Origin of the sequence: Streptomyces sp. NPDC101225 (genome assembly GCF_044767585.1) — a bacterium.
In the GTDB taxonomy this organism is placed as follows: Bacteria; Actinomycetota; Actinomycetes; order Streptomycetales; family Streptomycetaceae; genus Streptomyces.
This window is the reverse complement of sequence record NZ_JBIWOE010000007.1, coordinates 20263-34450: the sequence shown is the minus strand read 5'-3', so window position 1 is coordinate 34450 and position 14188 is coordinate 20263. Positions and strand designations below refer to the sequence as shown.

At 71.9% G+C, this 14188-nt stretch carries 13 protein-coding genes; 7 read left to right on the top strand and 6 right to left on the bottom strand.

Annotated features, from left to right (window positions below; translation table 11 throughout):
- The first annotated feature begins 418 nt into the window (after positions 1-418).
- From ACIRPX_RS12430 to ACIRPX_RS12405, 6 genes are all read left to right on the top strand, one after another.
- Positions 419-2056, top strand: a complete 1638-nt coding sequence (locus tag ACIRPX_RS12430; RefSeq protein WP_404192237.1) for a TraR/DksA family transcriptional regulator — start codon at positions 419-421, stop codon at positions 2054-2056.
- A gap of 61 nt (positions 2057-2117) precedes the next feature.
- A complete protein-coding gene (lspA, locus tag ACIRPX_RS12425; protein ID WP_404192235.1) occupies positions 2118-2693 on the top strand; it encodes a signal peptidase II in 576 nt (191 codons plus the stop codon).
- Positions 2694-2780: 87 nt separating this feature from the next.
- Positions 2781-3725, top strand: a complete 945-nt coding sequence (locus ACIRPX_RS12420) for an RluA family pseudouridine synthase (protein ID WP_404192232.1) — start codon at positions 2781-2783, stop codon at positions 3723-3725.
- Entirely contained in the window at positions 3722-4204 is a 483-nt protein-coding gene (locus tag ACIRPX_RS12415; RefSeq protein ID WP_404192229.1) for a GNAT family N-acetyltransferase, read from the top strand. Before ACIRPX_RS12420 ends, ACIRPX_RS12415 begins: the two co-directional genes overlap by 4 nt.
- A 74-nt stretch (positions 4205-4278) precedes the next feature.
- Complete coding sequence (locus tag ACIRPX_RS12410) at positions 4279-5865, top strand: Na+/H+ antiporter (protein ID WP_404192226.1); 1587 nt, start codon at positions 4279-4281, stop codon at positions 5863-5865.
- 161 nt (positions 5866-6026) lie between these two features.
- Positions 6027-6767, top strand: coding sequence for an SDR family NAD(P)-dependent oxidoreductase (locus ACIRPX_RS12405; RefSeq protein ID WP_404192223.1), 741 nt, complete (start codon positions 6027-6029; stop codon positions 6765-6767).
- 43 nt (positions 6768-6810) lie between these two features.
- On the opposite strand, the gene ACIRPX_RS12400 is transcribed toward ACIRPX_RS12405, so the two are convergent.
- Positions 6811-7962 carry a mechanosensitive ion channel family protein gene (locus ACIRPX_RS12400; RefSeq protein ID WP_404192220.1) on the bottom strand — a complete coding sequence of 384 codons (1152 nt, stop codon included), beginning with the start codon at positions 7960-7962 and terminating at the stop codon, positions 6811-6813.
- A 107-nt stretch (positions 7963-8069) separates the two neighbouring features.
- On the opposite strand from ACIRPX_RS12400, the gene ACIRPX_RS12395 reads away from it, so the two are divergent.
- On the top strand, positions 8070-8639 hold the full coding sequence (locus ACIRPX_RS12395; protein ID WP_404192217.1) for a dienelactone hydrolase family protein: 570 nt from the start codon (positions 8070-8072) through the stop codon (positions 8637-8639).
- A gap of 7 nt (positions 8640-8646) precedes the next feature.
- Here the strand turns inward: ACIRPX_RS12395 and ACIRPX_RS12390 are convergent, their stop codons facing one another.
- From ACIRPX_RS12390 to ACIRPX_RS12370, 5 genes are all read right to left on the bottom strand, one after another.
- Positions 8647-10317, bottom strand: coding sequence for an alkaline phosphatase D family protein (locus ACIRPX_RS12390; RefSeq protein ID WP_404192214.1), 1671 nt, complete (start codon positions 10315-10317; stop codon positions 8647-8649).
- Between the two features lie 107 nt (positions 10318-10424).
- The gene (locus tag ACIRPX_RS12385; RefSeq protein ID WP_404192212.1) at positions 10425-10814 is read right to left on the bottom strand and encodes a hypothetical protein; all 390 of its coding nucleotides are present in this window, start codon (positions 10812-10814) and stop codon (positions 10425-10427) included.
- Positions 10815-10954: 140 nt separating this feature from the next.
- A complete protein-coding gene (locus tag ACIRPX_RS12380) occupies positions 10955-11803 on the bottom strand; it encodes a thioredoxin domain-containing protein (RefSeq protein ID WP_404192210.1) in 849 nt (282 codons plus the stop codon).
- A gap of 100 nt (positions 11804-11903) precedes the next feature.
- Entirely contained in the window at positions 11904-12599 is a 696-nt protein-coding gene (locus ACIRPX_RS12375) for a hypothetical protein (protein WP_404192208.1), read from the bottom strand.
- A 68-nt stretch (positions 12600-12667) separates the two neighbouring features.
- Positions 12668-13993, bottom strand: coding sequence for a DUF2252 domain-containing protein (locus tag ACIRPX_RS12370; RefSeq protein WP_404192206.1), 1326 nt, complete (start codon positions 13991-13993; stop codon positions 12668-12670).
- Between the last annotated feature and the right edge of the window lie 195 nt (positions 13994-14188).

Sequence of the window (14188 nt, the reverse complement as noted above, 5' to 3'; positions counted from 1 at the left end):
GCGGCTTTCTTCCGGCGGCTCCGGGGTGATCTTCGCGTCGCGCTCGCCCCCGGGCTTCCACCGTCCCCGGGTCGCTCTGGGCCGCGTACGCCGCTACTCGTCCCCATCCATGCTTTTCGCTGCGCCCAGTGTACGGCGCCGCGAGGACAGCGGCCGACCGATTTCGGGGTACCCGGGGGTCCGGCGGCCGGGCGGCCGGAGATGACCCGAATGGGGCGGTACGCGTGTTCGGATTCTGGGACGGGTGGCCCGGCGGATTACCCCGCGGGGAGCTGGGCACAACGCATGCAGGCTCGCGGAGCGGCGTGCGCGGGCCGGGCGAATCGGGCGGTGTGCCCCGTTGCCGCGGGACTGAAGTCGATTTATCGTCCCAGCACGATTCGCGTGCAAGATCACAAAATGTGAAGGGGCCGCGGCCATGGTGGCGAAAAAGACCGCCGTACAGCAGCCGGCGTCGTCCACGGCGGCCATGCGGGGGGTGGCCGGAGGGGGAGGGCCGGGCGCGGCGAAGCACGCCGGGAAGCCCGCCACCAAGAGAGCGACGTCGGCCTCCGGCACGGCTTCGCCGGCCAGGTCGGCCGCGGGGGAGGGCCGGGGCGGAGCGGGGGGCACGGGGGCGGCCGGGGCGAAGGGCGGCGAAGGACGGGGCTCGCACGAGCGAGGCGCCGGCAAGAAGACCGTGACGGGTGCGCCCGCGACCGGGAAGTCCGGGGAGGGGACCGGCGCGGGCAGGAGGACCGAGGGCGGGAAGGGCGCGGCCAAGGCGTCCGCGTCCGCGGCCGCGAAGAGCAGGGCAGGAAGGACCGGGGACGCGGCGGCTACGGCCGACGCGGGCACGACCAGGGGGACCGCGGCCGGGAAGCCCGCGGCCAGGAGGACCACGGCTGCGAAGACCGCGGCGAAGAAGGGCCCGGCTGCAGGGGTGGGCGACGAGGAGACCACCGCCGCGAAGGGCGCGGCCGGGAAGGCTGCGGGTACCAAGACCGCGGCCGGGAAGTCCGCGGCCAGGAAGGGCTCGGCTTCAAGGACCACGGCCGCGAAGACCACGGCCAGGAAGGGCGGTGCCGTGAAGCCTGCCGGTAGGAAGACCGCGGCTTCGGGGACCGAGGGTGAGGAGACCGCGGCGAAGAAGGCCGTGGGCAGGAAGGCCGCGGCCACGAAGCGCGCGGGCAGGAGGACCGCGGCCGCCGAGGCCGCGGAGCAGGAGGCCCCGGCGAGGGAGAGCGCGGGCGGCGGCCGGGGCGCCGCGTCCGAGGCCGCGGACGAGGAGGCCACGGCCGGGACGGCGGCGGCCGCGAGGGGCCGTACCGGGAAGGCCGCGGCCACGAAGCGCGCGGGCAGGAAGCCGGCGGCCGCGAAGACCGCGGCCAAGGCGGCCGTGGCCGCGAAGGCCGGGGGCAAGGCGGCCGCGGCTGCCGGGTCCGCGGGCGGCAAGAGCTCGGCCGGCGGGCGTGCGGGTGAGGAGAGCACGGTCGCGAAGGGCAAGGCCACGCGCGCCAAGAGTGCGGGTGTGGGCAGGAAACGTACGGCCAAGACGGTGGGTGCGGCTCAGGCCGCGGAGGAGACGGGAGCCACTGAGGTGGTTGCGAAGAAGACTCCAGGCACGGCCACGGCGGCGAAGACGGCCCTGCCCAAGGCGCGAATCGCCGCGGCGGAGCCCGGCGAACTGGCGGTACGTCCCGGTGAGGACCCCTGGACCCCCCAGGAGGTCGAGGAGGCGCGGGCCGAGCTGCACGCCGAGGCGACCCGGCTGAACGAGGAGATCACCTCGTCCGAGAACGCCATCGCCGGCCTGATGCGGGACTCCGGCGACGGCGCGGGCGACGACCAGGCGGACACCGGCACCAAGAACATCACCCGCGAGCACGAGCTGGCGCTCGCCGCCAACGCGCGCGAGATGCTCGAACAGACGCAGCGCGCCCTGCAGCGGCTGGACGCCGGCACCTACGGTCTCTGCGAGAACTGCGGCAACCCCATCGGCAAGGCCCGGATGCAGGCGTTCCCGCGGGCCACCCTGTGCGTGGAGTGCAAGCAGAAGCAGGAACGCCGGTACTGATGGGGGCGGGAGGCGTGTCGTACCCTCGTCCTCAGTCAGGTATCTAGGTTGAGGGACTCACGTGGCAGAGGCGGAGCGCATCATCGGTACCCCGGACACCCCAGAGGCAGCGGGGGCCGAGCCGGAGCAGGGCGGTACCGCACGCCCTAGGGGCAAGCGCCGTGTCGTCGTGCTGTTCGCGGTCGCCGCGTTCGCGTACGCCCTCGACCTGATCAGCAAGATGATCGTGGTCGCCAAGCTGGAGCACCACGCGCCGATCCAGATCATCGGGGACTGGCTGAAGCTCGAGGCGATCCGCAACGCGGGCGCGGCCTTCGGCTTCGGCGAGGCCTTCACCGTGATCTTCACGGTGATCGCGGCGGCCGTCATCGTGGTGATCGCCCGGCTCGCCCGCAAGCTCTACAGCCTGCCCTGGGCGATCGCGCTCGGCCTGCTGCTCGGCGGCGCCCTCGGCAACCTCACCGACCGGATCTTCCGCTCGCCCGGCGTCTTCGAGGGCGCGGTCGTCGACTTCATCTCGCCCAAGGGCTTCGCGGTCTTCAACCTGGCGGACTCGGCGATCGTGTGCGGCGGCATCCTGATCGTGCTGCTGTCGTTCAAGGGGCTCGACCCGGACGGCACCGTCCACAAGGACTGACCGCGGGGAGGGGCGCGGCGGGGGTGCGGCGGGCTTGATCCACAGGCTCCGGTCCGGGCCGTCCGCCCCGTCCGGCATACTCGACGGGTGAGCACGATTCCCGAGATCCGTACCCTGCCCGTGCCCGACGGCCTGGAGGGCGAGCGCGTCGACGCCGCCATCTCCCGCATGTTCGGCTTCTCCCGGACCAAGGCGGCCGAGCTCGCCGCGGCGGGGAAGGTCACGGTCGACGGATCGGTGGCCGGGAAGTCGGAGCGGGTGCACGGCGGGGCGTGGCTCGAGGTCGAGATGCCGCAGGCGCCCGCGCCCGTGCAGATCGTCGCCGAGCCCGTCGAGGGCATGGAGATCGTGTACGACGACGATGACGTGGTCGTGATCGTCAAGCCGGTCGGCGTCGCCGCCCACCCGTCGCCCGGCTGGACCGGTACGACGGTCATCGGCGGACTGGCCGCCGCCGGCTACCGCATCTCCACCTCCGGCGCCGCCGAGCGCCAGGGCATCGTGCACCGCCTCGACGTGGGCACCTCGGGCCTGATGGTGGTGGCCAAGTCGGAGCGCGCGTACACCTCGCTCAAGCGGCAGTTCAAGGAGCGCACGGTCGACAAGCGGTACCACACGCTCGTCCAGGGCCACCCCGACCCGACCAGCGGCACCATCGACGCCCCCATCGGCCGCCACCCCCACCACGACTACAAGTGGGCGGTCACCGCCGACGGCAAGCCCTCCGTCACCCACTACGACCTCATCGAGGCGTTCCGCTCGGCCTCCCTGCTCGACGTGAAGCTGGAGACCGGCCGCACCCACCAGATCCGCGTCCACATGGCCGCCCACCGCCACCCCTGTGTCGGCGACCTCACCTACGGCGCCGACCCGACGCTCGCCAAGCGGCTGCATCTGACCCGCCAGTGGCTGCACGCCGTACGGCTCGGCTTCGAGCACCCCGGGGACGGGCAGTGGGCCGAGTTCGAGAGCGACTACCCGGCCGACCTGCAGAAGGCCCTGGACCAGGTCCGTGAGGAGACGTACGGATGAGCACGCACGCGTACGAGGTGCGCGTCGCCGGGGACCCCGCCGACCTGGAGACGTGCTTCGCTCTGCGCAAGGACGTCTTCGTCGCCGAGCAGGGGGTGCCCGAGGACCTGGAGTACGACGAGTACGACGCCGTGGCCGTGCATGTGCTGGCCGTGCGCGAGGACGGCGTGCCGCTCGGCACCGGGCGCCTGCTGCACGGCGCGGCGGCGGCCGCGAAGACCGGCGGCGATCCGGCGGTGGGCTCGCTCGGGCGGCTCGCGGTGACCCGGGACGCGCGCGGGCTCGGCGTCGGCGTGGCGCTGGTGCGGGCCATCGAGGACGCGGCACACGCGCGGGGGCTGGCGGCCGTGGACCTGCACGCGCAGACGCACGCGCTGGGGTTCTACGAGCGGCTCGGCTACGAGGCGTACGGACCGGAGTACCCGGAGGCGGGCATCCCGCACCGCGCGATGCGGCGCGTGCTGCGGCCCACGGGCTGAAGACGCTGGTCGGAGCGGCGGCGTGGCAGGCTTGAGGCCTGCTGCCGTACGTCGACCCGCCCGGAGCGCTGACCGTGGATCAGTTGGCCCTGCTGTTCGTGCTGTTGCTCGGGGCCCTGGTGAGTGTCCCGCTGGGGGACCGGTTCGGGCTGCCCGCGCCGGTGCTGATGACCCTGCTGGGGATCGTCCTTGCCGTGGTGGACTTCGTACCGAACGTCGACGTGCCGCCGGACCTCATCCTACCCCTGCTGCTCCCGCCGCTGCTGTACGCGGCGGTGCGGCGCACCTCCTGGCGGCAGTTCGCGGCCAATCGCCGGCCCATCTTCCTGCTGGCGGTGGCCCTGGTCTTCGTCACCACCGTGTGCGTCGCCGCCGTGGCGCACAGCATCGTGCCGGGGCTGCCCGTCGCCGCCGCCGTGGCGCTCGGCGCGCTCGTGGCGCCGCCCGACCCGGTCGCCGCGACGGCCGTCGCCGGGCAGCTGGGACTGCCCCGCCGGATCGTGTCCATCCTGGAGGGCGAGGGCCTGTTCAACGACGTGACGGCGATCGTGCTGTACCACGTCGCGGTCGCCGCCGCCGTCAGCGGTGACTTCCACGCGGGGAGGGCCGGGCTCGACCTGGTGCTGTCCGCCGTCGTCGCCGTCGCCGTCGGCGTGGCCCTGGGCTGGAGCGCCAACCGGCTCCTGGACCTGCTGGGCGACGCGACCCTGCAGGTCGGCCTGACGCTGCTGGTGCCCTACGCCTCGTACGTCCTCGCCGAGGAGCTGCACGGTTCCGGGGTGCTCGCCGTCCTGACCACCGCGCTGTTCCTCTCCGAGTACGGCACCGACCCCGACGACGTGATGACACGGCTCGCCGGGCACACGTTCTGGGACATCGTCGACACCCTCGTCACGGGCGTCGCGTTCGGTCTGGTCGGGCTCGAACTGCACAACGCGATCCGGACGGCGTCCGGGCACTGGAGCGAGATGCTCGGGTGGGCCGGCGTGATCGCGGCCGTGGTGGTCGTCGTACGGCTGGTGTACCTGCTGCCGGCGACCTGGCTCACCAAACGGCTGCACGCCCAGCGGGACCACGACGAGGACATCCCGATGAGCTGGCGGGAGACCGTCATCATGTGGTGGTCGGGGATGCGCGGAGTGGCCTCGGCGGCGCTGGCGCTGGCGATCCCGCTGGAGACCGAGGACGGCTCGGCCTTCCCGGACCGGGACGAGATCGTGTTCATCGCCTTCGGCGTGATCATGGCGACGCTGGTGCTCCAGGGACTGACTCTGCCGTGGCTGGTGAAGCGGCTCGGCGTGCGGTCCGACACGGAGCGGGAGAAGGAGTTCGAGAGGGCGCTTGCGGTGCGGGCGGCCAAGGCGGCCAGGCGGAGGCTGCGGGAGATCGAGGAGGTCGAGGAGCTGCCGGAGGAACTGTCCGAGCAGATGCTGCGGCGGGCCTTCGAGATCGGGGTGCGGATCAGCCCCGAGATGGGCGAGGAGGAGCGGCGGGAGGCGCACGAGATGCGGGTGCGCCGGCTCAAGCGGATGCGCCGGATCCAGGGCGAGTTGCTGAGCGCCGCGCGGCACGAGGTGCTGTCCGCGCGCAGTGAGCCGGGGGCTGACCCGGAGATCGTGGACCGGGTGCTGCGCCATCTGGACGTGCGCAGTCTGCGGTGACCCGCGGCGTCCGGCGGCGACCTCGACGCCCCGCCCTCTCCGTTTCGCGGCCTGTCCGCCTGCCGGGCTCAGGGCCTGTGGGCCTGTGGGCCCGTCCGCCCGTTCGCCCCGCCGCCCGGATATCGATCGCGAACGGCGACGAGGCTTCGTAGAGTCGCCTCATGGCTCGCAATGTCGTGATCAGTGGCGGCGGTACGGGAATCGGGCTCGCCGCGGCCCGAGTCTTCGCAGCGGACGGGGACCGTGTCCTGCTGCTGGGGCGCCGGGCGGACGTGCTCGGCAGGGCCGGGGTGCCCGGGGCGTCGACGTACGCCGCCGACCTCAGTGACCCGGCCGCGGTACGAGGCGTCGCCGGCTTCGTGGCGCAGGAGTTCGGGACGGTGGACGTGCTCGTCCACGGCGCCGGGGGCACCGGGCAGCTGGAGCCCGGGTCCGCGAGCGAGGACCCGCTCGACCGGGTCGCGCACGACTGGACCGTCAACTTCCGGATCAACACGCTGACCGCCGCGCTGCTCACGGAGGCGCTGAAGGACCGGCTCGCCTCCCCGGGCGGGCGGGTGCTGTTCGTCAGCTCCATCGCGGCGTACCGGGGGTCCGGGACCGGGGCGTACGCAGGCGCCAAGGCCGCGCTGCACCCGTACGCCCATGACCTGGCACGGGAGTTGGGGCCGCGCGGGATCACCGCGAACGTGGTCGCGCCGGGCTACGTCGAGGACACCGAGTTCTTCGGGGCGCGGATCGACCCGGCGCGGCGTGAGCGGCTCATCGCCGACACCTCGACCGGGCGCGCCGGTACGCCCGGTGACGTCGCCTCGACGCTGCACTGGCTCGCCTCCCCGGGCGCGGGCCACGTCACCTCGCAGATCGTCCAGGTCAACGGGGGCGCGGAGCGCGGCAACTGAGGCCGTACGGGCGCACCCGTACGGCCCCGGCGGCACTCCCGTCTCAGCCGCGCCCCGGCCGCGGCGGCTCCGGCACACGGCGCGCGGTGGCGGCGCCGTCGGAGTGGCCGTCGCGCCACTCCCGGTGGCCGTCGTGCTGCCCGTCCGCGGTGGGCCAGTCCGTCGGCAGGACCGCCTCCGCCGTGTTGACGCGGGGCAGGGCGTACGGGTGCTTCTTGCACAGCCAGTCGAGCATCTGCTCGCGCACCGTGACCCGGACCGTCCAGATGTCGTCCGCGTCCTTGGCCGTCACCAGGGCGCGGACCTGGATGGTGTTCGGGGTCGAGTCGGTGACCACCACGCCGCAGGCACGGCCGTCCCAGGCCGGGCACTCGCGCAGGATGTCCCGCAGCCGCTCGCGCATCTCCTCGACCGGCGCGGTGTGGTCGAGGTGCCAGTAGACGGTGCCCGTCATCTGGTTGCCGCCGCGCGACCAGTTCTCGAACGGCTTCGAGGTGAAGTACGACACCGGCATGGTGATCCGGCGCTCGTCCCAGGTCCGTACGGTCAGGAAGGTCAGGGTGACCTCCTCGACCGTGCCCCACTCGCCGTCGACCACGACCGTGTCGCCGATGCGCACCATGTCGCCGAAGGCGATCTGGAAGCCGGCGAACATGTTGCTGAGCGTCGACTGGGCGGCGACACCGGCGACGATGCCGACGAGGCCGGCCGACGCCAGCAGCGACGCGCCGGCCGCGCGCATGGCCGGGAACGTCAGCAGCATCGAGGCCACGGCCACCACCCCGACGATCGCCGTCACCACGCGCATGATCAGCGACACCTGGGTCCGCACCCGGCGCACCCGGGCGGCGTCGTGGTGGACGCGCGCGTAACGGCTGTAGGACGTCTCGACGATGGCGGCGGCGATCCGCACGACCAGCCACGCGGTGGCACCGATCAGGACCAGGGTCAGCACCTGGCCGATGCCGACCCGGTAGTCCCGGAAGCGCTGCAACTGGTCGTAGGAGCCTCTCAGGAAGGCGGCGCAGATCACCATCTGGTAGGGCACCCGGGCACGGCGCAGCAGCCCCCACAGCGGCGTCTCCCGGTGCCGTTCGTCGGCCTTGCGCAGCAGCTGATCGGTGGCCCAGCCGATGATCAGCGTGAGCACGACCGAGCCGCCGAGCACGATCAGCGGACGCAGTACGTTCTCCATGCCTCCGAACGTAACCGGCTGCGGGGGGTCATGAACATGTGAGTTGAACCTCGATCCGGGCAAGGCCGCGGGAGGGCGCTGTCGGACCCGGCTGGCACCATGGCCTCATGAACATCATGCTGTTTCACTCGACCTACGGCCTGCGGCCCGCGGTGCGCGAGGCCGCGGACCGGCTGCGCGGCGCCGGGCACGAGGTGTGGACCCCGGACCTCTTCGACGGGCGTACGTTCGAGACGGTCGAGGAGGGCATGGCGTTCAACGCGGAGACCGGCAAGGACGAGCTGCTCAAGCGGGCCGTCCTGGCCGCGGCCCCCTACTCGGAGCGAGGGCTCGTCTACGCCGGGTTCTCGCTCGGCGCCTCCGTCGCGCAGACCCTCGCGCTCGGCGACGAGAGAGCCCGGGGACTGCTGCTCCTGCACGGCACGTCGGACATCGCGCCGAACGCCGCGGTGGACGACCTGCCGGTCCAGCTGCACGTGGCCGAGCCCGACCCCTTCGAGACGGACGACTGGCTGAGCGCCTGGTATCTGCAGATGGGCAGGGCGGGCGCGGACGTCGAGGTGTACCGATACGCGGGCGCGGGCCACCTGTACACCGATCCCGGCCTGCCGGACTACGACGAGGAGGCGGCCGAGGCCACCTGGCGGGTGGCACTCGGCTTCCTCCAAAGCCTGTAGCCGGGGGCTACACGGGGTCGTAGGCGCGCTCGACCTTCTGCGTACCGGTGCGGGTGCGGTACGAACGTACCCACCTGGACGTCGCGTTCCTGTCCGTGCGGTCGGACAGGACGTAGTAGTCCATCTGCGCGCGGGCGGCGGTGATGTCCAGCACGCCGTAGCCGTGGCGGTCGGTGTCGACCCAGTGGACGTGGCGGTTGGCGGCGCGGATGATCGGCGAGGCGATCGCGGAGACCGTGCCCTCGGGGACCTTCACGATGTCGTCGAGGTTGTCGGAGGTCACCGACGTGACGACGAACTCGGTGGCGGCGGAGGCCGACAGCGGGTACGTCCCGGCGTCCACCGGCACGTCGTTGGCCCACGCCATGTGGATGTCGCCGGTCAGGAAGACCGTGTTGCGGATGGCGTGGGAGCGCAGGTGCGCCAGCAGCTCGCGGCGGTCGTCGGTGTAGCCGTCCCACTGGTCGGTGTTGAGGGCCAGGCCCTCGCGCGGCAGCCCGAGCAGTTTGGTGAGCGGCCCCAGCAGGTCGGCGGAGAGGGAGCCGATGGCGAACGGCGAGATCATCACCGAGTTGCCGACCAGCCGCCAGGTGGTGTCCGAGGTCTTCAGCCCGGCCTTCAGCCAGTCGAGCTGGGCGCGTCCTGTGATCGTGCGGTCCGGGTCGTCGACCGAACCGCTGGCCGTGGACGCCTGCTGGGAGCGGAAGGAGCGCAGGTCCAGCAGCGACAGGTCGGCGAGCTTGCCGAAGCGCAGCCGGCGGTAGGTCGTGCCCTCGATCGCCGGGCGGACCGGCATCCACTCGAAGTAGGCCTGCTTGGCGGCCGCCTTGCGGTCGGTCCAGGTGCCCTCGGCGCCCTCGGTGTGGTTGACCGCGCCGCCCGACCACGCGTTGTCGGCGAACTCGTGGTCGTCCCAGATCGCGACGACCGGCGCCTTGTGGTGCAGGGCCTGCAGGTCCGGGTCGGTCTTGTACTTGCCGTGCCGGGTGCGGTAGTCGGCGAGCGTGATGATCTCGTGGGCGGGCGCGTGCGGGCGCACGACCGTGCCGCGGGCCGCGTACTCCCCGGACTTGTACTCGTAGATGTAGTCGCCGAGGTGCAGCCAGGCGTCCAGGTCGCCGCGGGCCGCGAGATGGCGGTACGAGGCGAACCAGCCGGCCTCCCAGTTGGCGCAGGAGACCACACCGAAGCGCAGGCCGGGCACGGCCGCGTCGGCGGCGGGCGCGGTGCGGGTACGGGCCACGGGGGAGTCGGTGCCGTCGGCCGAGAAGCGGAACCAGTAGTCGGTGGCGGGGGCGAGGCCGCGTATGTCCGCCTTGACGGTGTGGTCGGTGGCGGCGGTCGCGGTGGTGGAGCCCTCGGCCACGACGTCGGTCAGCGACTTGTCCCGGGCGACGATCCAGCCGACCCGGGTGTCCGGGCCGAGCCCGGAACCGGGAACCGCCTCGGACGTGGGGGTCACCCGGGTCCACAGCAGCACGCCGTCGGGCAGCGGGTCGCCGGAGGCGACACCGTGCAGGAAGGCGGGCGTGTCCGCGGCGGCGCGGGCCGGGAGCGCGGCGGCGAGCGGGCCTGCCAGCACAGCGGTCGCCGCCGCGGCCTTGACGACCGTACGGCGGCGGGGCGAGCGAGAGTTGACGGCCTGGGATGCCTCGGATGATCTGTATCGACTGGTCACGACCGAACAGGTTACTGATCGGTACGTGCGCGAGCGGGCGAACTCGCAAAAGTTCGCCCGCTCTTCGGTCGGCGGCCATCCGCGGTGTGTGGCCGCAGTGACTGGCCTTACGCCTTCCCGTGCTTGATGGCGCAGTACTTCGGGTCGCCGTTGGCGCCGTTCTTGACGCAGATCTGCACGGTTACCGGGATTCCCTCGCCGATCGACAGGTCCTTGCGGGCGCAGGAGTTGTTGGCGCCGTTGGTGTCCTCCAGCGGAACCCAGTGAGAGGCGCTCGAGTCGGTCCAGCCGATGTGGCCGCTCGCCCGCATACCGTCGGCGCGGTTGTCACACACCGTGAATATCTCGCCATACGCTTTGAAGCCGGCGGCGGCGCTGTTGAACGGGTCCGTCGTGTCGACGTACACATCCGTGCCCGCGGTCGCCGGACCGGCTGCGAACACGATGGCCGCTCCTGCGGCCAGCGTGCCGCCGAGGATCTTGGCGCGAAGTGTCATCTGCCTTCCCCCTTGGATCTATGCAGAAAAATGGTCATGACATGCATATGCCATGAAATCTTCCGGCGTCAATGATCTTCAGGGAAGGCGGCTGCGGCCGTCCACGGAGGCGTGTGGACGGCCGCAGGCCGCGGTCGGCCTCAGGCCTTGAGCGCGGCGTTGATGGCAGTGTTGAATTCGGCGACGGTCATCGGTGCGTTCTGGCCGTCCGAGCCCGTGAGTTTCTTGCCGTCCATGACGAGACTGGGCGTGCCGTTGACTCCGTCCTTGTTCGTGTTGAACGTCTCGGACATCGCCAGGGCCCACGCGTCGTACGTGCCGTTCTTGACGGCGTTCTGGAACGTCGTGTTGCCCTTCAGCGCATCGACCGTGTTGGCCACCTTGATCAGGTACGCGTCGCTCTTGAACTTGTCGTTTGTCTCCTCGGGGTGGTACTTCGCCGAGTACAGCGCCGTCTTGTACTCCAGGAAGGCCTCGGGGCTCACATTCAGCGCGGCGCCCAGGGCGCTCATCGCGTTCTTGGAGCCCTCGCCGCGGGAACCGATCTGCAGCTTGCCGCCCTTGTCGGTGTCACCGTCGAGGAAGGTTCCGCCGATGTAGTGGATCTTGAACTTGCCCTCGTCGTAGTCCTTCTTGACGGTCGAGCCGACCGTCTGCTCGAACTGGGCGCAGATCGGGCAGCGCGGGTCCTCGTAGACCTTCAGGGTCTTCTTGGCGCTCGCCTTTCCGATGACGACCGTCGTGCCGTTCTTGCCCGTGGTGTTGGCCGGCGCGACGACCTTCTCGTCCTTGACGGCCTCCCAGTGGCTGGGCTTGTTGGCCTGGACGACGGCGTAACCTATGCCGCCGGCCGCCGCCAGGACGAGGACGACCGAGGCGGCCACGATGGCCTGCCGCTTGACCTTGGCCCGCTTGGCCTGACGCTCGCGCTCCTGGCGCAGCCGCTCCCGGGCCGCCGTCTTCGCCGCCTGGCTGTTCCGCTTGCTCATGCTGGTCTTCTCCCTGTGGGACGCGCAGATGTCCTGCGCGGGATGCGTGTGGGGGACTGGTCGTGCTCGGTGGGGCCGGCCCGGCGACCGGAGGGGTCGCTCAGACCAGGGCGACCGAGCACGGCGGGCCCCGCCGTCCCAGGGAGTGCACGAGGAGCCGCTCGCGGGCGACGGCGACGGGCGGGCCGGTGCGCCCGAGGCGCCGGACCGTGGTGGCCGGCCGCACGGTGATCGCGGCGACCGCGAGCAGCAGCGGCCGGAACGTCGTCGCGGCGACCGCCCGCAGCAGCTGGGTCAGGGCACGCTCGCCGCGGCGCAGCCAGGCGGCGGCGAGCAGGCCGACACCGACGTGCGCGCCGAGCAGCAGCCAGGCGGTGGCCGGGTCCGCGTGGGCGAGCAGCGCCGTGAGCCGGTCGGTGCCGGTGGTCTCGGTCATCCGGGTCAGCGGGGTGCCGACCTGGGTGGTGGTGCCGCACAGCAGGTTCCAGCCGACCGAGCGCAGCGGGCCGGTCACCGGTCCGCCCGCGGGGCCGTAGCAGACGTGCTGACCGGTGGTGAAGACCGTGTCGGCGGCCAGCTCCAGCGGGATCAGCAGGGCGGCGATCGGCCCGAAGCCGCGTTCGCGGCCGGCCAGGGCGTAGGAGGCCGCGAACACGGCGGCGGCGACCGCGGCCACCGTGTTCAGCGGCAGCGGGACCTGCGACAGCAGCACGTGCGACGCGGTGCTGAGCGTCACGACGAGTGCCGTGAACAGCGCGGCGCGAAGCGCTCTGAGTCGGATCCCGGATATGTCCATAGCGAGGAAGAGTCTGTCATGCGCTCCGGTAAGGGACCCCTAAAAGGTCCCTGTGAGAGCACGGAACGTCACAGACCCGGAATCCGGCCGTTGCGGAACAGGTCGACGAAGATCTGGTGGTCGGCACGCGCGCGTGCGCCGTAGGCGTGCGCGAAGTCCGTCAGCAGGTCCACGAAGCCGTCCTCGTCGGCCGCGATCGCCGCGTCGATGGCGCGCTCGGTGGAGAAGGGCACCAGGGACTCGCCGGAGGTGTCGTCCGCCGCCGCGTGCATGGTCGCCGTGGCCCGGCCGAGGTCGGCGACGACGGCGGCGATCTCCTCCGGGTCGTCGAGGTCGCCCCAGTCCAGGTCGACCGCGTACGGCGAGACCTCGGCGACCAGCTGCCCCGCGCCGTCCAGCTCGGTCCAGCCCAGCCACGGGTCCGCGTGCTGCTGCAGGGCGCGCTGCGAGATCACCGTGCGGTGGCCCTCGTGCTGGAAGTAGTCGCGGATCGCCGGGTCGGTGACGTGGCGGGAGACGGCCGGGGTCTGGGCCTGCTTGATGTAGATCACCACGTCGTTCTCCAGGGCGTCGCTGGTGCCCTCCAGGAGGATGTTGTACGACGGCAGGCCGGCCGAGCCGATGCCGATGCCGCGGCGTCCGACCACGTCCTTCACCCGGTACGAGTCCGGGCGGGCCAGCGACGCGTCCGGCAGCGTCTCCAGATAGCCGTCGAAGGCCGCCAGGACCTTGTACCGGGTCGCCGCGTCCAGCTCGATCGAGCCGCCGCCGGGGGCGAAGCGGCGCTCGAAGTCACGGATCTCCGTCATCGAGTCCAGCAGCTCGAAGCGGGTCAGGGAGCGGGCGGCGCGCAGGGCGCCGAGCAGCGGGCCCTCGGCGGTGTCCAGCGTGAAGGGCGGCACCTCGTCGCTCTTCGCGCCGGTCGCCAGGGCGTGGATCCGCTCGCGGTACGCGCCCGTGTACACCCGCACCAGCTCGGTGATCTGCTCGTCGCTGAGCGCCTTGGCGTACCCGATGAGCGCGACGGAGGCGGCGAAGCGCTTGAGATCCCAGGTGAAGGGGCCGACGTAGGCCTCGTCGAAGTCGTTGACGTTGAAGATCAGCCGGCCGTTGGAGTCCATGTACGTGCCGAAGTTCTCCGCGTGCAGGTCGCCGTGGATCCACACGCGCGAGGTGCGCTCGTCCAGGTACGGGCCGCCCCGCTTCTCGGCGGCCAGGTCGTGGTAGAAGAGGCAGGCCGTGCCCCGGTAGAACGCGAACGCCGACGCCGCCATCTTCCGGAACTTCACCCGGAACGCGGCGGGGTCGGCGGCCAGGAGCTCGCCGAAGGCGGTGTCGAAGACGGCGAGGATCTCCTCGCCGCGCTGCTCGTCGCTGAGCTGGGGTACCGACATCGCGGGGTGCCTCCTGGTGCCTGGATGTGTACGACGGCGTTTCGTCGATTCCAACGGGTGAGGACCCTCGGAAGTGCCCGGGATCCTCGCTGTGAAGGTACGCGGGGGAGCCCTCCGCGTGTCAGTGCCGAGGCATAGACTTCGGCGCTGACCCCGGAACTGTCCGACCGCCCGTCACCGACCGTTTGCCATGGA

Bases quoted from the DNA above. Each gene is read 5' to 3' on its own strand.
- ACIRPX_RS12430 (WP_404192237.1), top strand. From the start codon at position 419: ATGGTGGCGAAAAAGACCGCCGTACAGCAGCCGGCGTCGTCCACGGCG.
- ACIRPX_RS12395 (WP_404192217.1), top strand. From the start codon at position 8,070: ATGAACATCATGCTGTTTCACTCGACCTACGGCCTGCGGCCCGCGGTG.
- ACIRPX_RS12380 (WP_404192210.1), bottom strand. From the start codon at position 11,803: ATGAGCAAGCGGAACAGCCAGGCGGCGAAGACGGCGGCCCGGGAGCGG.
- ACIRPX_RS12375 (WP_404192208.1), bottom strand. From the start codon at position 12,599: ATGGACATATCCGGGATCCGACTCAGAGCGCTTCGCGCCGCGCTGTTC.
- ACIRPX_RS12415 (WP_404192229.1), top strand. From the start codon at position 3,722: ATGAGCACGCACGCGTACGAGGTGCGCGTCGCCGGGGACCCCGCCGAC.
- ACIRPX_RS12385 (WP_404192212.1), bottom strand. From the start codon at position 10,814: ATGACACTTCGCGCCAAGATCCTCGGCGGCACGCTGGCCGCAGGAGCG.
- ACIRPX_RS12405 (WP_404192223.1), top strand. From the start codon at position 6,027: ATGGCTCGCAATGTCGTGATCAGTGGCGGCGGTACGGGAATCGGGCTC.
- ACIRPX_RS12400 (WP_404192220.1), bottom strand. From the start codon at position 7,962: ATGGAGAACGTACTGCGTCCGCTGATCGTGCTCGGCGGCTCGGTCGTG.
- ACIRPX_RS12370 (WP_404192206.1), bottom strand. From the start codon at position 13,993: ATGTCGGTACCCCAGCTCAGCGACGAGCAGCGCGGCGAGGAGATCCTC.